The organism is Micromonospora sp. CCTCC AA 2012012 (assembly GCF_040499845.1).
Taxonomy (GTDB): domain Bacteria; phylum Actinomycetota; class Actinomycetes; order Mycobacteriales; family Micromonosporaceae; genus Micromonospora; species Micromonospora mangrovi.
In genome coordinates this window covers 6,535,870-6,554,286 of record NZ_CP159342.1, presented here as the reverse complement: position 1 = coordinate 6,554,286, position 18,417 = coordinate 6,535,870, and the positions used below count along the sequence as shown (strand labels likewise).

General features: G+C 70.5%; 21 protein-coding genes. 5 read left to right on the top strand and 16 right to left on the bottom strand.

Going from position 1 to position 18,417, the window contains the following annotated elements:
- Positions 1-130 precede the first annotated feature (130 nt).
- The 3 genes from ABUL08_RS29750 to ABUL08_RS29740 are packed head-to-tail and all read left to right on the top strand — an operon-like array spanning position 131 to position 2,652.
- A complete protein-coding gene (locus ABUL08_RS29750; RefSeq protein ID WP_350933377.1) occupies positions 131-976 on the top strand; it encodes an ABC transporter ATP-binding protein in 846 nt (281 codons plus the stop codon).
- Positions 976-1,821, top strand: a complete 846-nt coding sequence (locus ABUL08_RS29745; RefSeq protein WP_350933376.1) for an ABC transporter permease — start codon at positions 976-978, stop codon at positions 1,819-1,821. Before ABUL08_RS29750 ends, ABUL08_RS29745 begins: the two co-directional genes overlap by 1 nt.
- Positions 1,822-1,839: 18 nt before the next feature.
- Positions 1,840-2,652: an alpha/beta hydrolase gene (locus tag ABUL08_RS29740; RefSeq protein ID WP_350933375.1), complete on the top strand. Its 813-nt coding sequence runs from the start codon at positions 1,840-1,842 to the stop codon at positions 2,650-2,652.
- Between the two features lie 37 nt (positions 2,653-2,689).
- Here the strand turns inward: ABUL08_RS29740 and ABUL08_RS29735 are convergent, their stop codons facing one another.
- The gene (locus tag ABUL08_RS29735; RefSeq protein ID WP_350933374.1) at positions 2,690-3,538 is read right to left on the bottom strand and encodes a 3-hydroxyacyl-CoA dehydrogenase family protein; all 849 of its coding nucleotides are present in this window, start codon (positions 3,536-3,538) and stop codon (positions 2,690-2,692) included.
- Between the two features lie 86 nt (positions 3,539-3,624).
- Positions 3,625-5,058 (bottom strand): UDP-N-acetylglucosamine 1-carboxyvinyltransferase, encoded by a 1,434-nt coding sequence (gene murA / locus ABUL08_RS29730; protein ID WP_350933373.1) that lies wholly within the window; start codon positions 5,056-5,058, stop codon positions 3,625-3,627.
- Here murA and ABUL08_RS29725 point away from each other — a divergent pair.
- On the top strand, positions 5,057-5,629 hold the full coding sequence (locus ABUL08_RS29725; protein ID WP_350933372.1) for a cob(I)yrinic acid a,c-diamide adenosyltransferase: 573 nt from the start codon (positions 5,057-5,059) through the stop codon (positions 5,627-5,629). The genes murA and ABUL08_RS29725 overlap by 2 nt on opposite strands.
- Positions 5,605-6,024, top strand: a complete 420-nt coding sequence (locus tag ABUL08_RS29720; protein ID WP_350933371.1) for a VOC family protein — start codon at positions 5,605-5,607, stop codon at positions 6,022-6,024. Before ABUL08_RS29725 ends, ABUL08_RS29720 begins: the two co-directional genes overlap by 25 nt.
- A gap of 99 nt (positions 6,025-6,123) precedes the next feature.
- Here ABUL08_RS29720 and ABUL08_RS29715 read toward each other — a convergent pair whose 3' ends face one another.
- From ABUL08_RS29715 to ABUL08_RS29650, 14 genes are all read right to left on the bottom strand, one after another.
- On the bottom strand, positions 6,124-6,711 hold the full coding sequence (locus ABUL08_RS29715) for a hypothetical protein (protein ID WP_350933370.1): 588 nt from the start codon (positions 6,709-6,711) through the stop codon (positions 6,124-6,126).
- Between the two features lie 697 nt (positions 6,712-7,408).
- Complete coding sequence (locus ABUL08_RS29710) at positions 7,409-7,864, bottom strand: DUF2550 domain-containing protein (protein WP_350933369.1); 456 nt, start codon at positions 7,862-7,864, stop codon at positions 7,409-7,411.
- A 12-nt stretch (positions 7,865-7,876) separates the two neighbouring features.
- Entirely contained in the window at positions 7,877-8,155 is a 279-nt protein-coding gene (locus ABUL08_RS29705; RefSeq protein ID WP_350933368.1) for a F0F1 ATP synthase subunit epsilon, read from the bottom strand.
- Between the two features lie 146 nt (positions 8,156-8,301).
- A complete protein-coding gene (locus ABUL08_RS29700) occupies positions 8,302-9,450 on the bottom strand; it encodes an LCP family protein (RefSeq protein ID WP_350933367.1) in 1,149 nt (382 codons plus the stop codon).
- A gap of 208 nt (positions 9,451-9,658) precedes the next feature.
- Entirely contained in the window at positions 9,659-11,095 is a 1,437-nt protein-coding gene (gene atpD, locus ABUL08_RS29695) for a F0F1 ATP synthase subunit beta (protein ID WP_350933365.1), read from the bottom strand.
- A complete protein-coding gene (locus tag ABUL08_RS29690; RefSeq protein WP_242794116.1) occupies positions 11,095-12,024 on the bottom strand; it encodes a F0F1 ATP synthase subunit gamma in 930 nt (309 codons plus the stop codon). The genes atpD and ABUL08_RS29690 overlap by 1 nt, the downstream gene beginning before the upstream one ends.
- Positions 12,025-12,027: 3 nt before the next feature.
- Positions 12,028-13,680 carry a F0F1 ATP synthase subunit alpha gene (gene atpA / locus ABUL08_RS29685; RefSeq protein ID WP_350933364.1) on the bottom strand — a complete coding sequence of 551 codons (1,653 nt, stop codon included), beginning with the start codon at positions 13,678-13,680 and terminating at the stop codon, positions 12,028-12,030.
- An 85-nt stretch (positions 13,681-13,765) separates the two neighbouring features.
- Positions 13,766-14,587 (bottom strand): F0F1 ATP synthase subunit delta, encoded by an 822-nt coding sequence (locus ABUL08_RS29680; protein ID WP_350933363.1) that lies wholly within the window; start codon positions 14,585-14,587, stop codon positions 13,766-13,768.
- Entirely contained in the window at positions 14,587-15,132 is a 546-nt protein-coding gene (locus ABUL08_RS29675; protein WP_350933362.1) for a F0F1 ATP synthase subunit B, read from the bottom strand. The genes ABUL08_RS29680 and ABUL08_RS29675 overlap by 1 nt, the downstream gene beginning before the upstream one ends.
- Before the next feature lie 28 nt (positions 15,133-15,160).
- A complete protein-coding gene (locus ABUL08_RS29670) occupies positions 15,161-15,391 on the bottom strand; it encodes a F0F1 ATP synthase subunit C (RefSeq protein ID WP_350933360.1) in 231 nt (76 codons plus the stop codon).
- 70 nt (positions 15,392-15,461) lie between these two features.
- Positions 15,462-16,259 (bottom strand): F0F1 ATP synthase subunit A, encoded by a 798-nt coding sequence (gene atpB / locus ABUL08_RS29665; protein ID WP_350933359.1) that lies wholly within the window; start codon positions 16,257-16,259, stop codon positions 15,462-15,464.
- A gap of 11 nt (positions 16,260-16,270) precedes the next feature.
- Positions 16,271-16,507 (bottom strand): AtpZ/AtpI family protein, encoded by a 237-nt coding sequence (locus tag ABUL08_RS29660; RefSeq protein ID WP_350933358.1) that lies wholly within the window; start codon positions 16,505-16,507, stop codon positions 16,271-16,273.
- Between the two features lie 175 nt (positions 16,508-16,682).
- Positions 16,683-17,114, bottom strand: coding sequence for a hypothetical protein (locus ABUL08_RS29655; protein WP_350933357.1), 432 nt, complete (start codon positions 17,112-17,114; stop codon positions 16,683-16,685).
- Positions 17,107-18,396, bottom strand: a complete 1,290-nt coding sequence (locus ABUL08_RS29650; RefSeq protein WP_350933356.1) for a serine hydroxymethyltransferase — start codon at positions 18,394-18,396, stop codon at positions 17,107-17,109. The genes ABUL08_RS29655 and ABUL08_RS29650 overlap by 8 nt, the downstream gene beginning before the upstream one ends.
- Between the last annotated feature and the right edge of the window lie 21 nt (positions 18,397-18,417).

Genomic DNA, 18,417 nt, shown 5'->3' with positions numbered 1-18,417 from the left:
TCAGTAAAACGGGTTGTGGAAAACCACACAGGTCCATGTCGCGGACACCCGGGGCGAGAACGCCCGGCATGGGCGGGACCACCACACCCCCCGCCGCCCCGGCTTGTCGCCAGGTCGCACACTTGACGGCATGGATGACGAGCTCGCGATCTCCGTACGAGGGCTGCGCAAGGCGTACGGCGACAACGTGGCGGTGGCGGGGGTGGACCTGGACGTCCACCGGGGCGAGGTGTTCGCCCTGCTCGGCCCGAACGGCGCGGGCAAGACCACCACGGTGGAGATCCTGGAGGGCTACCGTCGGCGCGACGCCGGAGAGGTACGCGTCCTCGGCAGCGACCCGGCCCACCCGGACCCGCAGTGGCGGTCCCGGGTCGGCATCGTGCTCCAGGGCACCGGCGAGTTCGACGAGCTGACCGTCGCCGAGGTGGTCGGGCACTTCTCCGGCTTCTACCCGGAGGCCGACGACCCGGCGAAGGTGATCGAACGGGTCGGGCTGGCCGACAAGGCGACCGCCCGTACGCACACCCTCTCCGGCGGGCAGAAGCGCCGGCTCGACGTGGCGCTGGGCATCATCGGCCGCCCCGAGCTGCTCTTCCTCGACGAGCCGACGACCGGCTTCGACCCGGAGGCCCGGCGCGAGTTCTGGGAGCTGATCCGGGACCTGGCCGCCGCCGGCACCACCATCGTGCTCACCACGCACTACCTGGACGAGGCGGAGGCCCTGGCCGACCGGGTCGGCGTGATCGCCGGCGGCCGGCTGGTCGAGGTGGCCCCGCCCGACCTGCTGGGCAACCGGCAGGAGGCGCTCGCGACGGTCTCCTGGCGTACCCCGGACGGAACGCCGGAGACCGCGCAGAGCGCGACGCCGACGGCGCTGGTGGCGGAGCTGGCCGCGCGGTACGGCGGCGAGGTCCCCGGCCTCACGGTGACCCGGCCGACCCTGGAAGACGTCTACCTGCGGATGATCGGACACTGATGACCACCACGACGAAGCCGGCGGCCCCGGTGGCCGCCGCACCGGCCCGGCGGCTCGGGGCGGGGGCCCTCGCGCTGCGGCAGGGGCGGCTGGAGATCACCCAGTTCCTGCGCAGCCGGGAGTCCGTCGTGTTCACGATGGGCTTCCCGATCATCATGATCGTGATCTTCGCGTCGATCTTCCACGGCACGATCGGCAACGGGGTGAAGTTCACCCAGTACTTCATCACCGGCATGATCGCGACTGGTCTGATGACGGTGAGCTTCCAGAACCTCGGCATCTGGATCCCGATCGAGCGGGACCGGGGCGTGCTCAAGCGCTACCGGGGCACCCCGATGCCCAAGTGGGTGTGGTTCGCCGGCAAGGTGATCATGGTGGTCGCGATCGGCATCGCCGAGACCGCCCTGCTGCTGGTCGTCGCGGTGCTGCTGTTCGACCTGAAGCTGCCCGACACCATGGCGAAGTGGCTCACCTTCGGCTGGGTCGCCGCGCTCGGCGTCACCGCCTGCACCCTCTGCGGCATCGCCATCTCGTCGCTGGCCCGTACGGCGCGCAGCGGCTCGGCCGTGGTGACCCCCGTGGCACTGGTGCTCCAGTTCATCTCCGGGGTGTTCTTCGTCTTCACCAGCCTGCCGAGCTGGATGCAGCAGGTGGCGGCGCTCTTCCCGCTCAAGTGGATGTGCCAGGGGCTGCGCTCGGTCTTCCTGCCGGAGAGCTTCGGCGCCCAGGAGCCCGGCGGCTCGTTCGAGCTGGGTCGGGTCGCCCTCGTGCTGGCCGCCTGGTGCGTCGTCGGCCTGGTCCTCTGCCTGACCACCTTCCGCTGGACCACCAAGCGCGACGGCTGAGGTGCGACACTCGCCGGCATGGCTCACCTACTGACCCGGCGCAGCCTGCTGGTGGCCGGGGCCGGCACGGCGGCCGTCGCCGTGGTCGGCGGGCTCACCGCCCGGGAACTGTCCCGTCCCGGGACCGGGCCGACGCCCGCCGTACCGGACGCGCCCGTCGGTGACGAGCGGCTCGTCCGCATCAACTCCGGGGCCCGGGGCCGCGAGGTCGACTTCTGGACGGCCGTCCCCGACGGGTACGGCGACGGGCGCGGCCTGCCGGTCTGTCTGGTCCTGCACGGTGCCTCCGCCACCGCCGGGAACTTTCCCCGGCTCGGCTTCGCCCGCTTCCTCACCGACGCGGTACGCCGGGGCGTACCGCCCTTCGCACTCGCCGGAGCCACCGGCGGCCGGCTGTCCTGGCGCCGCTCGAACGACGACGATCCGCAGCGGATGGTGCGCGAGGAGGTGCCCACCTGGTGCGCCCGGCGGGGCTTCGACACCAGCCGCATGGCGGCCTGGGGCTGGTCGATGGGGGGCTTCGGCGCGCTGCTGCTCGCCGAGGCGTACCCGACGTGGTTGCGTGCCGTGGCCGCCTTCTCCCCCGCGGTCCGGCCCGGCGACGCGGTCTTCACCGGGGCGGCGCGGCTGCGCGGCACCCCCGTCGGCCTCTGGTGCGGCCGGCAGGACACCTTCCTGCGGGACGTCCGGGCACTGGCCCGGGCGCTGCCCGAGCCGCCGGCCCGCGCCGAGTGGGCCGACGGCCGGCACAACTTCGCCTACTGGGGCACCGTCATCCCGGACGCGTTCGCCCTGGTCGGCGGGGCACTGGCCCCCGCCCGCAGAGCGTGACGCCCCCGACCGACGGCCGGGGGCGTCAGCGGACGACTCAGTACGAGTAGAAACCCTTGCCGGTCTTGCGGCCCAGGTCACCGGCGGTGACCATGCGCTGGAGCAGCTCCGGCGGGAAGAACTTCTCGTCGGCCGTGTCGGTGTAGATGTTCTTCGAGGCGTGCAGCAGCACGTCGACGCCGGTCAGGTCGGTGGTGGCCAGCGGCCCCATGGCGTGGCCGAAGCCGAGCCGGCACGCGGTGTCCAGGTCCTCCGCCGACACCACGCCGGACTCGACCAGCTTGACCGCCTCGACCACCAGCGCGGAGATCAGCCGGGTGGTGACGAAGCCGGCGATGTCCCGGTTGACCACCACGACCGTCTTGCCGATCTCCTCGGCGAACGCCTTCACCGTCGCCAGCGTCTCGTCGCTGGTCTTGTAGCCGCGGACCAGCTCGCAGAGCTGCATCATCGGCACCGGCGAGAAGAAGTGGGTGCCCACGACGGCCTCGGGCCGCTCGGTCACCGCGGCGATCTGGGTGACCGGGATGGCGGAGGTGTTGGTCGCCAGCACCGCGTCCGACTTGCAGATCTTGTCCAGCTCGCGGAAGACCTCGTGCTTGATCTCCAGCCGCTCGAAGACCGCCTCGACGACGATGTCGGCGTCGGCGACCGCCTCCAGGTCGGTGGTCGGGGTGATCCGGCCCAGGGTGGCCTCGACCTCGGACGCCTCGATCTTGCCCTTCTCGGCGAACTTCGTCAGCGACTTCCGGATGCCGTCGACGCCCCGTCGGGTGGCCGCGTCGTCCAGGTCCCGCAGCGTCACCTGCCAGCCCGCCTGCGCCGCCACCTGGGCGATCCCCGAGCCCATCAGCCCGGCCCCGACGACCGCGAGTCGACCCGCCATCTGCTTCTCCCTCGCTGCGATTGAGTGTCTGTCAGCAGAAGGTTAGTCGGCGGGCCTGAACGACGGCTAAGCCCCTTCTCGGGTGCTCAGATGCTGAGGTCCGGGGCCTCCGGGGCGGTGCCCCGCTCCACCTCGACGCCGAGCGCCCGCAGGTCGGCGACGAAGTCCGGATAGCCGCGGTCGACGTGGTGCACGTGGGAGACCTCGGTGACCCCGTCGGCGCAGAGCCCGGCGATGATCAGACCCGCGCCGGCCCGGATGTCGGTGGCCCGGACGGGAGCGCCGGAGAGCTGGTCCCGGCCGCGTACGACGGCGTGGTGGCCGTCGGTCTTGATGTCCGCGCCGAGGCGCATCATCTCGTTGGCGAACATGAACCGGCCGTCGAAGATGTTCTCGGTGATCAGGGACGCGCCGTCGCTCACCGCCGCCAGGCCGATCGCCATCGGCAGCAGGTCGGTGGCGAAGCCCGGGTAGGGCAGGGTCACCACGTCCACGGCGGTGGGACGGTCGTCCATCCGTACCCGGAAGGCGTCGCCGCGGGTCTCCACCAGGCCACCGGCCGAGACCAGCTTGTCCAGCGCGACCTCCAGGAAGGCCGGGTCGATGCCGGTCACGGTGACGTCGCCGCGGGTCATCGCGGCGGCGAACGCCCACGTCCCGGCGACGATCCGGTCGCCGACCGTGGCGTGCCGCACCGGGTGCAGCTCGGGCACCCCGACGATGCGCAGGGTGGACGTGCCGGCACCGGAGATCCGGGCGCCCATCTGACTGAGCATGGTGCAGATGTCGACGATCTCGGGCTCCCGGGCCGCGTTGTCGATCACCGTGGTGCCCCGGGCCAGCACCGCCGCCATCACCAGGTTCTCGGTGGCGCCGACGCTGGGGAAGTCCAGCACGATGTCCGCCCCGTGCAGCCCGTCCGGCGCGGCGGCGATGACGAAGCCGTGCTCGCCGGAGATGTCGGCGCCCATCCGGGTCAGCCCGGAGATGTGCATGTCCAGGCCGCGCGAGCCGATGGCGTCGCCGCCCGGGTGGGCCACCCGCACGTGGCCGCGCCGGGCCAGCAGCGGGCCGAGCACGCAGATCGACGCGCGCAGCCGCCGGACCAGGTCGTAGTCGGCCTCCGCGCCGGGCTGCTCGGGTACGTCGATGACGACCGAGCGGGAGCGGGCCGTCCCGCCCCGGGCGACCATCGGGTCCACCGGCTCGTCCGCGGTGAACCGGACGCCGCAGCCCAACCGGCGCAGCACCTCACCCATGATTGCGATGTCGGTGATCCGGGGAACGTTGGTGATCACGCTCCGGCCGGGTGCCAGCAGCGCCGCCGCCATCAGCTTCAGGGCGGAGTTCTTGGCGCCGACCACGTGCACCGTGCCGGCCAGTCGCGCCTGGCCGTGCACCCGGATGACGTCGACGTCGCTGACTGTCGGGTCGTCGGCGTCACCCGGGCCGACCCCTCGACCGGTCGGGCCCGGCCGCGCCGGGATCGTCAGGTCCGGTATCCGTAGGCTGTGCGTCATGGCCGTCCACCTCACGCGCATCTACACCAAGGCCGGCGACGCCGGCATGACCAGGCTGAGCAACAACGAGCAGGTGCCGAAGACCGATCCACGGATCGCCGCGTACGCCGACGTCGACGAGTGCAACGCGGCGATCGGCGTGGCACTCGCGCTGGGACAGCTCGACGACGAGCTGCGGGCCGTGCTGGGGTCGATCCAGAACGACCTGTTCGACGTGGGCGCCGACCTGGCCACCCCCGTCGAGCCGAACCCGCAGTATCCGCCGCTGCGGGTCACCGAGGAGTACGTGGAGCGCCTCGAGGGCTGGTGCGACGAGTACAACGCACGCCTGAGCAAGCTCGACTCCTTCATCCTCCCCGGCGGCACCGCTGGCGCGGCACTGCTGCACGTGGCACGGACGATCGCCCGGCGGGCCGAGCGTGCGGCGTGGGCGCTGGTCGCGCACGACCCCGATCGGACCAGTTCCCTCCCGGCAAAGTATCTCAACCGCCTCTCCGATCTGCTCTTTATCCTGTCAAGAACGGCAAATCCGGACGGAGATGTGCTATGGGTTCCGGGCGGGAAGCGCTGACCGTCGGAGCACTGCACCACGTCGAGCTCTGGGTGCCCGATCTCGCCGCCGCCACGCTCAGCTGGGGCTGGCTCCTCGGCGAGCTGGGCTGGACGCCGTACCAGGACTGGCCGGCCGGTCGGTCCTGGCGGCTCGGCGCCACCTACCTGGTGCTGGAGGAGTCCCCCGCCCTCTCCGGGCGGGTGCACGACCGGCTCGCGCCGGGCCTCAACCACCTGGCCCTGCACGCCGGGCCGCCGGCCGCCGTGGACCGGCTGGTCGCGGCCGCGCCGGACCACGGCTGGGAACTCCTCTTCCCGGACCGCCACCCGCATGCGGGCGGCCCCGCCAGCTACGCCGCCTACCTCACCGACAACCAGGGGTACGAGGTGGAACTCGTCGCCGATCCCACCTGAGGCCTGGACAGCTGTCGTCCCGCAGCGGGTCCAAGATTCGGATACGCCGCTGGCCGGCACCCCGGTTTCGGGGCGCCGGCCAGCGGTTCGTTCGGTTGGTCAGCTGTTCCAGTGCTGGGCGACGAGGTCGGCGGCCTGCTGCTCCCACTGCGCGTACGCGTCCGGGTAGGCCGACACCTGCACCGTCTGGGCGGCCTCGGTCAGCGGCATGTCCTGCCACCCGTCCACCTGCTTCAGACCCTTCTCAAACGCCAGCGTCGCGTACTCGGGGTCGGTGATCTGCTCCGGCGTACCCCAACCACTGGACGGGCGCTGCTGGAACAGACCCAGCGAGTCATGGTCGTTGGCGTCGCCCAGGTGACCCAGGTTCTCCAGCTTCGACTCCTGCAGGCTCGTGGCGATCGAGATCACCGCGGCCCGCTCCGGCAGACCCGCCTTCTTCGTGGCGGCGATGATCGCCTTGGCGTTGGCGGTCTGCTCGTCGTTCAGGTCGATCTTCGACTGCGCGCCCTGGACGCCGTGCGGGATGAGCTTCGACGTGTCGGGCTTGTCGGCCTGCACGGCCGCGACCGGGCTCATCGCCGACACCGGAGTGCTGTCCGCGTGGTTCAGGGGACCCGCCGCGAGACCACCGGCGAAGGCCAGACCAGCAACACCGAGAACGCTCTTACGCAGCATCGTGTTCATGAGAGGTAGCTCCATTCGGGGGTCGGCGCCTCCATGGGGGTGGAGACGCAAGCACCGTCAGGCGCTCAACACGCAAAAGAGGAAAGTCTTCGACCGGCTGGCTCGCGGGGCGGGGGCCTCTTCGCGGCGCCGGGACCATGTGTAACGACCGACCGGCCACCCGCATTCCGGGGCCGGGCCGTTCACCAGGCCCGGTTCGATCGGGCCGTGGTACTCGGTCGTACGGTGGATGTAACGACCCCGCCCCCGCCACGATTCCGGCCCCAGGATGCACCCGGTCACACCCCGGAACCGGACATCCCGCCCGGGCATCGGACACGGGACCCGGTCCTGCACCGCGAACCGGCGCACCCCGGCGCAGGCCGAGTCGGGTGGCACGGACGCTACGAACTTGATGACATCAATGAATCAGCCGTGACCCGGTGGCAGAGACCGGGTGGACATGGGACACGCCGGACACTGGCGTGGGACCACGTCCGGGGATCGCCGCCACGGGTCAGATCGGCGTCAGGGCCGAATCCGTACCAGAGGAGAGACCGGCCGGGCGCGAGCCGGCGCGGCTGCGACCAGACCGGGGGAGGCGGCCCGCAGTGACCGGGGGCGGGGATCACGCCTGACCGCCCGGAGCCGGGCACGGCGGGCACCCCCATCGACGGACACCCGGCACCCACCGGCAGGCTGGCTGGCAGGGGAAGCGTCAGGCGGCGGGCCAGTCCTGGGAGGCGAGACGAGGCGAGACCGCCCCGGGTGGGGCGGCCTCGAGCCAGGAGAGGAAGCCGGTGACCGTGGACCGCGCCATGGCGATCTCCACCGGGGCGTGCTGACTGGTACAGCGCAGGATCACCCAGTCGGCCGGCATGGAGAGGCGCTCCTGCCCCTCGGGGAGCCGCCGACGCTCCACGGCGAGCACCTTGCGGGAGAGCACCCGCTTCGGACGCAGGGCGAAACTGAACATCCGGTACCACCGGAGTTCGTCGCCGGCGAACCGCCCGAAGCCCGGGGACCAGCCCCGGCCGTCGAGCATCGTGGTGACCCGGACGCTGAGCCGGATGATGCCGCCGCTCCGCGTGACGAGAGCCCGCCGGATGAAGAGGATCAGAACCGCGACGAGGATCACCGCGAAGCCGATTCCGACCCCTTCCACGATCTCCATCGGCGGGTCGGCTCAGCGTGCCGGAGTGGCGGGGGTGGCGCTCTCGGCGAGGACGGTGACGCCCTCACCGGTCACCGACAGGAAACCGCCGGCGATGTCGTAGGCGACCTGCTGGCCACCGGCCTGCTTGATCCGGACCTGGCTGGGCTCGGCGAGCTGGCCGAGCAGAGGCGCGTGCCCGTGCAGCACACCCAGCTCACCCTCGGTCGTCCGGGCGACGACCATCTCGGCCTCGCCGGACCAGACCTTCTCCTCGACGGCTACGAGCTCGACGTGAAGCTGCTGTGCCACGCTGTCTCCTTGCTGCGGCGGCGGATTGCCAAAGTCTAGTCGCGCCCCCGGGTGCCACCCAACGCGGGTGGCGAGAGCTGCGCCACGGGGCGGCACCGGTTGCCCGCGGGCGACCCCGGCGTGCACCGGGCCCGCTCGCGCTCAGGCTAGCTGTTCTTCTGCTTGAAGTCGGGGTGCTCCAGCATGAAGGCGTCGACCTGCTCGGTGCGGATGGCGGTGAAGAAGTCCTGCGCGGCCGGCAGCAGCCGTTCACCGCGGTAGGCGGAGCCGGTGCCGATCCCCTCCCCCGGCAGCTTGATCGTCTCGATCGAGTCCGAGCGGATGCCCTTGAGCGCCAGCGCGAAGTCGACCACGCTGTTGCCCCGCCCGTTGAAGATCAGGGACTGCCCGGCGGCACGGACGACCCGGTCCAGCTTGATCGGGTTGGTCACCACGTCCGCGCTGAACGCCTGGCCGACCATCGCCTTGATGAACTGCTGCTGGTGGCGCTGACGGCCGTAGTCGGCGTCCGGCACCCCGTTCTTCGGGTAGCGCTGGCGGACGTAGTCCAGCGCCTGCCAGCCGTTGAGGTGCGCGTTGCCCTTCTTGTACTCCGCCTGTGGGCCGAGGTAGCCCCCGCCGCCGGGACGCAGCTCGCGCATGGTGCCGTCCGGCTTGCGGTGCTCCGACTTCACGTCCCGCTCGATGTACATGTCGACGCCACCCATCGCATCGACGATCTTCTTGAAGCCGGTGAAGTTGATGATCGCCCCGGCGTCGAAGCGCTGGATGCCGGTGACCTGGCTGACGGTCTTCGCGAGCAGCTCGAAGCCGCGGCTGGCGTCCGGGTTCTGCCCGGGCACCCGACTCCCGTACGACATGGCGGCGTTGAGCTTGTCGGTGCCACCGGGGTAGTTCGCCTTGGGGAACGCGGGGATCTCCACCCGCAGGTCGCGTGGGAGCGAGAAGAGGTAGCCCCGGTCCATGCCGGCCGGCACGTGCAGGATCATGATCGAGTCCGCCAGCGGCGGCGTCTCGGGTTTGCGGGGGTCGATGCCGACCAGCAGGATGTTCAGCGGACCCTTGACGTTGCTCTTGCGCTCCTTGGCGCCGGCCGCCTGGTCGCCGAAGAGGTCGCCCTTGCCGACCGAGCCCTCGTAGCGGTGCAGCAGGGTCTCGTAGCCGGCCAGCACCGCGCCGCTGAGCAGCATGAGCACCACGCCGAAGACGGTGCAGACGCGGGCCCAACGGGGCACCCCCCGCCAGAAGGACCGCTTACCGCCGTCCGTGCCGCCCTTACCCACAGGTAGCTCCATTCGTCGCGCCCATGACTGGAAGACGGGCGCAAGCGACCGTTTCGTTGCAGGAGATCGACGCCTCTGGTCTGAGCGTCGTGTCAGGAACGGTACCCCGGGCGTGGGCGAGCCGCTGACCGGTGAAGCGGACATCCGCGGTCAGCGGCCCCGAACGGGCGAAGGCCACCCCGGTCGCGCCGGGGTGGCCTTCGCTGAGTGTGACGGAGGTCTAACCCTCCATCAGCTCCTTGGCCTTGGCCTCCAGGTCCTCGAGACCGCCGCACATGAAGAACGCCTGCTCGGGGAAGTGGTCGTACGCGCCCTCGCTGATCTTCCGGAACGCCTCGATGGTCTCGGCGATCGGCACCGTCGAGCCCGGCACGCCGGTGAACTGCTCGGCGGCGTAGGTGTTCTGGGAGAGGAAGCGCTCGATCCGCCGGGCGCGCTGCACGGTGATCTTGTCTTCCTCGGAGAGCTCCTCGATGCCGAGGATGGCGATGATGTCCTGCAGGTCCTTGTAGCGCTGCAGGATCCGCTTCACCTCGGTGGCCACCGCGAAGTGCTCCTGGCCGACGAACTCCGGGGCGAGGATCCGGGACGAGGACGCCAGCGGGTCCACGGCCGGGTAGATGCCCTTGTCGGAGATCGACCGCTCCAGGTTGGTGGTCGCGTCGAGGTGGGCGAACGTGGTGGCCGGCGCCGGGTCGGTGTAGTCGTCGGCGGGCACGTAGATCGCCTGCATCGAGGTGATGGCCTGGCCCCGGACGGAGGTGATCCGCTCCTGGAGCTCGCCCATCTCGTCGGCCAGGGTCGGCTGGTAACCCACGGCGCTCGGCATCCGGCCGAGCAGCGTGGAAACCTCGGAACCGGCCTGGGTGAAGCGGAAGATGTTGTCGATGAAGAGCAGCACCTCCTGCTTCTTCACGTCACGGAAGTACTCCGCCATGGTCAGCGCCGAGAGCGCCACCCGCAGCCGGGTGCCCGGCGGCTCGTCCATCTGGCCGTAGACCAGTGCGGTCTTGTCGATGACGCCCGACTCGGTCATCTCGGCGATGAGGTCGTTGCCCTCGCGGGTGCGCTCACCCACGCCGGCGAAGACCGAGGTACCACCGAAGTTCCGGGCGACACGGGTGATCATCTCCTGGATGAGCACCGTCTTGCCCACGCCGGCACCGCCGAACAGGCCGATCTTACCGCCCTTGACGTACGGGGCGAGCAGGTCGATGACCTTGATGCCGGTCTCCAGCATCTCGGTCTTCGGCTCCAGGTCCGCGAAGGCCGGGGCCTTGCGGTGGATGCCCCACCGGTCGTCGGCCTGGATGGTCTCACCCTCGGTGAGGTTCAGGCACTCGCCGATCGCGTTGAACACGTGACCCTTGACCGCGTCGCCCACCGGGACGGTGATCGGCTCGCCACGGTCACGCACCTCGGCACCGCGGACCAGGCCGTCGGTCGGCTGCATCGAGATGGCGCGGACCAGGTTGTCACCCAGGTGCTGGGCGACCTCCAGGGTCAGCGTCTTCTCGCCGCCGGAGAGCGTCACGTCCACGTTCAGGGCGTTGAACAGGGCCGGCATGGCGTCGCGCGGGAACTCGGCGTCGACGACCGGGCCGATGACCCGGACCACGCGACCCGTGGCCGTCTTGGTCTCTACTGGGGCAGTCATCACACTTCACTTCCCGACGCGGCGAGCGCGTTCGCGCCGCCGACGATCTCGCTGATCTCCTGGGTGATCCCGGCCTGGCGCGCCGAGTTCATCTCACGCGTGTACTTCTCGATCATCTCTTCGGCGTTGTCGGTGGCGCTCTTCATCGCCCGCCGCCGCGACGCCGACTCGCTCGCCGCCGACTCGATCAACGCCGCGTAGATCCGCGTGTTGATGTACTTCGGCAGCAGCGCGTCGAGCAGCGCCTCCGCCTCCGGCTCGAACTCGTACGCCGGCAGCAGCCCCTCGGACCGCGGCCGGTCCTCGACCTGCATCGGGCCGATGATCTTCGCAACCGGCGTCTGGGTCATCAGGGAGTGGAACTCGGTGTAGACGATGTGCAACTCGTCGATACCGACGATCCCGTCCGCCCCGGCGTGCCCCTCCGCGTCGTCCGCGCCGGCCGAGAACGCCTTGATCAGCGTCTCGCCCACCTCGCGGGCGTCGGCGAAGGACGGCTGCTCCGAGAAGCCCGTCCAGTTCGCCGCCATGTCGCGGTTGCGGAACCGGTAGAACCCGACACCCTTGCGCCCGATGACGTAGAGCACCGGCTCCTTGCCGTCGGCCTTGAGCCGGGCGATCAGCGACTCGGCGGTCCTGATCGCGTTGGAGCTGTAGCCGCCGGCCAGGCCCCGGTCGCTGGTGACCAGCAGGACGCCCGCCCGCCGCACCCGCTCACGCGGGGTGAGCAGCGGGTGGTCGATCCGCGCGTTGGACGCCAGCGCCGTGAGCACGCCGGTGATGGCGTTGGCGTACGGCAGCGACGCCTCCACCCGGGCCTGGGCCTTGGCGATGCGGCTCGTCGCCACGAGCTCCATCGCCTTGGTGATCTTCTTCATCCCCTTCGCCGAGCGGATCCGCTGGCGAAGAACGCGAACCTGGGCCGCCATGGATCAGCTCTCGGCCGGGCGGTCGGTCGAGCCGTCCCGGAAGCGGGTCACCGTCTCGCGGTTCTCCTCGCCCTCGAGCGGCGTGGCCGGCGCCTCGTTGACCCGGTGCTCGTCCTCCTTGCCCAGGAAGACCTGCTTGAACTCGGTGATGGCCGAGTCGAGCGAGCCGATGATGTCGTCGTCCCACTTGTTGTCGGCGATACCGGCGAGGACACCCTCGTGCTTGTGCCGCAGGTACTGGAGGAACTCCGCCTCGAAGCGGCGCACCTCACCGACCGGGATGTCGTCCAGCTTGCCCTCGACGCCGGCCCAGACCGAGACGACCTGCTCCTGCACCGGGTACGGCGAGTAGTTCGGCTGCTTGAGCAGCTCGACCAGGCGGGCACCGCGCTCCAGCTGGGCGCGGGAGGCCTTGTCCAGGTCGGACGCGAAGGCGGCGAACGCCTCCAGCTCGCGGTACTGGGCCAGGTTGAGCCGCAGCGAACCGGCGACCTTGCGCATCGGCTTGACCTGCGCCGCGCCACCGACCCGGGAGACCGAGGTACCGACGTTGATGGCCGGCCGGACGCCCTGGTTGAACAGGTCGGTCTCGAGGAAGATCTGGCCGTCGGTGATCGAGATGACGTTCGTCGGGATGAAGGCCGAGATGTCGTTGGCCTTCGTCTCGATGATCGGCAGACCGGTCATCGACCCGCCACCCAGCTCGTCGGAGAGCTTCGCGCAGCGCTCCAGCAGGCGGGAGTGCAGGTAGAAGACGTCACCCGGGTACGCCTCACGGCCCGGCGGGCGACGCAGCAGCAGGGACACGGCGCGGTACGCCTCGGCCTGCTTGCTCAGGTCGTCGAAGATGATCAGGACGTGCTTGCCACCGTACATCCAGTGCTGCCCGATGGACGAGCCGGTGTAGGGGGCGAGGTACTTGAAGCCGGCCGGGTCGGACGCCGGGGAGGCGACGATGGTGGTGTACTCCATCGCGCCCGCCTCCTCCAGGATGCCCTTGATCGAGGCGATCGTGGAGGCCTTCTGGCCGATGGCGACGTAGATGCAGCGGACCTGCTTCTTCGGGTCGCCGGAGCGCCAGTTGTCGCGCTGGTTGAGCACCGCGTCCAGGGCGACCGTGGTCTTACCGGTCTTCCGGTCACCGATGATCAGCTGACGCTGGCCCCGACCGATCGGGGTCATCGCGTCGACGGCCTTGATGCCGGTCTGCAGCGGCTCGGAGACCGACTGCCGGGCCATCACGTTCGGAGCCTGGAGCTCCAGCTCGCGGAAGCCCTCGTTCGGGATGTCACCGAGCCCGTCGATCGGCTGGCCGAGCGCGTTGACCACGCGGCCGAGGAAGGCGTCGCCGACCGGGACCGAGAGCACCCGGCCGGTGCGCTTGACGCGCTGCCCCTCCTCCAGCTTGGCGGAGTCACCGAGAACGACGACACCGATCTCCCGGACGTCGAGGTTCAGCGCCACGCCGAGCGTGCCGTCCTCGAACTCCAGGAGCTCGTTGGTCATGGTCGAGGGGAGGCCCTCGACGTGGGCGATGCCGTCACCGGTGTCGGCGACGGTGCCGACCTCCTCGCGGGAGACGTCGGTCGAGTAGGAGGAGACGTAGCGCTCCAGGGCGCCGCGGATCTCCTCCGTCGAGATGGTCAGCTCGGCCATCCTCTGCTTCCTTAAAAATCAGGGGCCCGGGATACCTAGTACCGACCGGTCCGATGGCGTCGAATCAGGGCTGCGGAGGCGCTGGTCAGCGCTTCGCGAGCGCGTTGCGGGTCTCGTTGAGGCGGCGCAGGACGGTGCCGTCGTACAGGTCGGAACCGACCCGCACGCTCACCCCACCGAGCACCTCGGGGTTGACCGTCTGCTTGACGGAAACCTCTCGACCGTACATCTCGGAGAGGCGGGCACCGAGGCGTCGCTCCTCGGAGTCACTCAGCGGGGCCGCCACGGTCACGTACGCGACCTGACGGTCCTGCCGCTCGGCGGCCAGCTCGACCAGCCGGGTGAGCGCCCCGGTGAAGGAGCGTCCGCCGAACCCGGCGAGCGCCACCCCGACGAGGTAGCCGGTGATCGGCCGGGCCTTGCCGGCGAGGAGCTGGTCGACCAGCGTGCCCCGCTGCTCGGCGGGGGTCGCCGGGTCGGAGAGCGCCCGGGACAGCTCCGGGGAGCCGGTGACGACCTGCCCGAAGCGGAACAGCTCGTCCTCGACCTCCCCCAGCTCGCCGGAGGAGTCGGCGCTCGCCAGGAGCGCCTCGATGCCCAGCCGCTCGGTGCCGTCGAGCAGTTCCGACGGCGCCGACCAGCGGCCGGAGACCAGCGACGCGAGCAGGTCGAGCGCCTCCGCGCTGATCTTGCCGCGCAGCATCCCACCGAGCAGACCGGCCCGGTCGGCACCGGACCGGGCCGGGTCCGACAGCGCCCGGCGCAGCCGCGGCTCGCGCCGCAGCAGGGCGGCGACGGAGAGGATGTCGTCGGCGGTGGAGGCCACCGCCGACGGCTCCGCGCCGCGGACGTACGTGTCGAGGTGTTCGGCCGCGACCTTGTACGACTCCCGGCTGGCGGCCTGCATCAGCGGGCCCCCGTGCTCTCGAGACCGCTCAGGAACCGGTCCACGGTGCCCTTGCGGCGCGCCTCGTCGGCGAGCGACTCGCCGACGATCTTGCTGGCCAGGTCCACCGCGATGGTGCCGACCTCGGTACGCAGCTCGCGCACGATGGTGGCCCGCTCGGCGGCGAGCTGCTCCTTGCCGGCCGCGATGATCCGGTCGGACTCCTCCCGCGCCTTGGCGAGGATGTCCTGGCGGATGCCCTCGGCGTCGGCCCGGGCGTCGTCGCGGATCCGGGCCGCGTCGGTACGCGCCTCCGCGAGCTGGGCCCGGTACTGCTCGAGCAGCTGGTTGGCCTCGGCCTGGGCGGCCTCGGCGCGCTTGATGCCGCCCTCGATCGCGTCGACCCGGGCCTGGAACGTCTGCTCCATGCGCGGGAAGACGAACTTCATAAGCACGAAGCAGAGCACGATGAAGGCGATGCCACCGACGACGATCTCCTGCCAGGCAGGGATGATCGGGTTGTGGGTCGCCTTTTCACCACCCTCGGCGAGAAGGAGGAAGTGCATGGGATACCTCCCGGTCAGAGGGGGTGGATCAGGCGCCGGCCCAGATGAAGCCGAAGGCGATACCGAGCAGGGCGAGCGCCTCGATGACGGCGAAGCCGATCCAGACGTACGGGAGGGTCATCCGGGACGACTCCGGCTGGCGGGCCGTCGACTGGATGTAGGCCGAGAAGACCAGGCCCACGCCGATGCCCGGGCCGATCGCGGCCAGGCCGTAACCGATGGCAGCGGTGCTGCCCGTTACCTCGGCAAGGATGCTCATTGCGGTTCCTCCTGGTTATCACGCGTGACGGTCACGCGGGACGACAACGGTTGGTACGGAAGAGAGTGGATCAGTGCTCGTCGGCGAGCGCGCCCTGCACGTAGCTGGCGGTCAGCACCGTGAAGACGTACGCCTGCAGACAGATCACCAGGAACTCGAGGAAGGTCAGCGCGATCGTCATCACCCAGGACAGCACCGACACCGGTGCCAGCCAGACGTTGGCGCTGATCATGGCGAACCCGCCGAGCGTGAAGACCAGCAGGAGCATGTGACCGGCGAACATGTTCGCGAAGAGACGGACGGCCAGCGAGAACGGCCGGACGAGGAAGGTCGAGAAGAACTCGATCGGGATCAGCAGCGGCAGGATGTACCAGGGCGCCGGCGGGATCAGGGAGTTCTTGAAGTACTTCACGAAGCCGTGGTGCCGGATGCCGATGAAGTTGAACATCACGTAGCTGATCACGGCGAGGAACGCCGGGAAGGCGATGTGCGAGTTCGGCGAGATCTGGAAGAACGGAATGATCGCGAACGCGTTGGTCAGCAGGATGAAGCAGAAGAGCGTGGTGAAGTACGGCGCGAACCGCACCCCCGCGTGCCCGATCATGTCGACCGCGATGTTGTTCCGCACGAAGCCGTAGATCGACTCGGCGAACCACTGCTTCTTGGTCGGCACCAGCTTCGGGTTCCGGTAGCTGGCCAGGAAGAAGATGATCAGCACGCCGACGGCGATCCAGACCATCGCGGTGATCTTCGTGAACCAGTACGAGTCGTGCGCACCCCAGGGCAGGATGCTGGGCAGGTAGAAGTCCTCCACGCTCGGTGGGAATTCCGCCTGGCCCTGAGCCAGGACGTTCGCCTGTCCGAACACCGCGTCCCTTCCTAAGTAGGCGTGCCGAGTCGGCGGACGACCAGGATGATCCCCCCGGCCATGCCGAGCACGACGCCGATCCCGGTGGCGATGCCGCCGGTGTCGAGCCACTGGTCGACCAGCCAGCCGATGAAACCCCAGACGAGCATGCCCCCGATGAGGTACGAGAGCGCGGTCCAACCCTGACCGGCACCCGACGGAACGTCGCCTGTGCCGCCAGCGCTGGGGGGTTTCTGGTCACCGGCCATGACGGGGCGAACGATATCAGTCGGGGATACGAGGCTGTGCCTCACCCCCCGCACAACCTGGTTGTGTGGGACACGGGCGGGCGAAGTCGTCTGGAGGCACGCTACTCCCCTCTCGCCACTGAGAGAATGACCGATCGCGGACACACCGACGCGCCGCCCGAAGGATGGGATCGCCTCAGGAGCGGACGTGTCGGGCATGGACCGTGGTGAGCCACCAGACGTGCACGCCGGTCCACACCGCCACGCCGGCGGCGATGCCCAGGCAGAGCGGGATCAGGCCGCCCCAGCCGGTCGCCGCCACCCCGATCATCAGGGCCCCGAGCAGGCTCATCTTGGCCACGTAGAGCCCGAGCCCGAAGGGCAGCAGCAGCTGCGGGTCGCGGGCGTCGGCCCAGGCCAGCACCACTGTGGTGAGGGTGTAGCTGGCCACCGTGACGGCCACCCCGGCCGCCGCGCCGAGCGCCGCGTCCGCCCCGCCCGTCACCCCGCCGACCACGCCGGCCACCGCGGCCAGCACCGCCGAGGCGAGCAGCAGCACCGGCAGGTGCCGCAGCCGCCAGCCACGCTCCCCGGTCACCTGCGCCGCGCGCACCCCGGGCTCAGCCACGGGGGTACGCCGGGAAGGCGGCGACCAGGTCGGCCACGTCGGCGGCGATCCGGGTCAGCCCGTCGGCGCCCCCCGGTTCGCCGGGGTCGGTCCGTACCGCCCGGGCGATCAGGGCCGCGACCTGACGCATCTCCCCCTCGCGCATGCCCTGGGTGGTCACGCTCGGGGTGCCCACCCGGATGCCGGAGGCGACCATCGGCTTCTGCGGGTCGTACGGGATGGCGTTCTTGTTCAGGGTGATGGCCGCGGCGTCGCAGCGGGCCTCGGCGTCGGCGCCGGTCACCCCGGCCTCGCGCAGGTCGATCAGGGCGAGGTGGGTGTCGGTGCCGCCGGAGACCGGGCGCATCCCCGCGTCGGCCAGCCCGGCGGCGAGCGCCTGGGCGTTGCTCACCACCTGCGTGGCGTACGCCCGGAACTCGGGCTGGGCGGCCTCGCGCAGCGCGACCGCCTTGGCCGCAACGGCGTGCATCAGCGGGCCGCCCTGGGTGAACGGGAAGACCGCCTTGTCGATCCGGGACGCCAGCGACTCACGGCAGAGGATCATGCCGCCGCGGGGACCGCGCAGCACCTTGTGCGTGGTGGCGCAGACGACGTCGGCGTAGGGCACCGGCGACGGGACGGCCTTCCCGGCGACCAGCCCGATGAAGTGCGCCGCGTCCACCATCAGGTACGCGTCCACCTCGTCGGCGATCTCCCGGAACCGGGCGAAGTCGATCAGCCGGGGGTACGCGGTCGCCCCGCAGATGATCATCTTGGGGCGGTGCGCCCGGGCCAGGTCCCGCACCTCGTCGTAGTCGATCAGCTCGGTGTCCCGCCGGACCGTGTAACCGACGGTGTGGAACCACTTGCCCGAGAAGTTGACCCGACTGCCGTGTGTCAGGTGCCCGCCGTGCGGCAGGTCCATCGCCAGCACGGTGTCCCCCGGCTGCACCAGCGCGGCGTACGCGGCCAGGTTGGCGCTGGCGCCGGAGTGCGGCTGGAGGTTGGCGTGGTCGGCGGCGAAGAGCTCCTTCGCCCGGGCGATGCCGATCTCCTCGGCCCGGTCCACCTCGGCGCAGCCGCCGTAGTAGCGCCGGCCCGGGTAGCCCTCGGCGTACTTGTTGGTCAGCGTCGAGCCGAGCGCGGCGAGCACCGCGGGCGAGGTGAGGTTCTCGCTGGCGATCAGCTGCAGGCCGCCCCGGAGCCGGTCCAGCTCGCCGAGCACCACCCCGGCGATCTCCGGGTCGACGGTGCTGAGCTGCTCGAAGTCCGGACCCCAGAAGGTGCTCCTCGCGTTCTCCACAGCGCCAGAGTCTATTCGGCC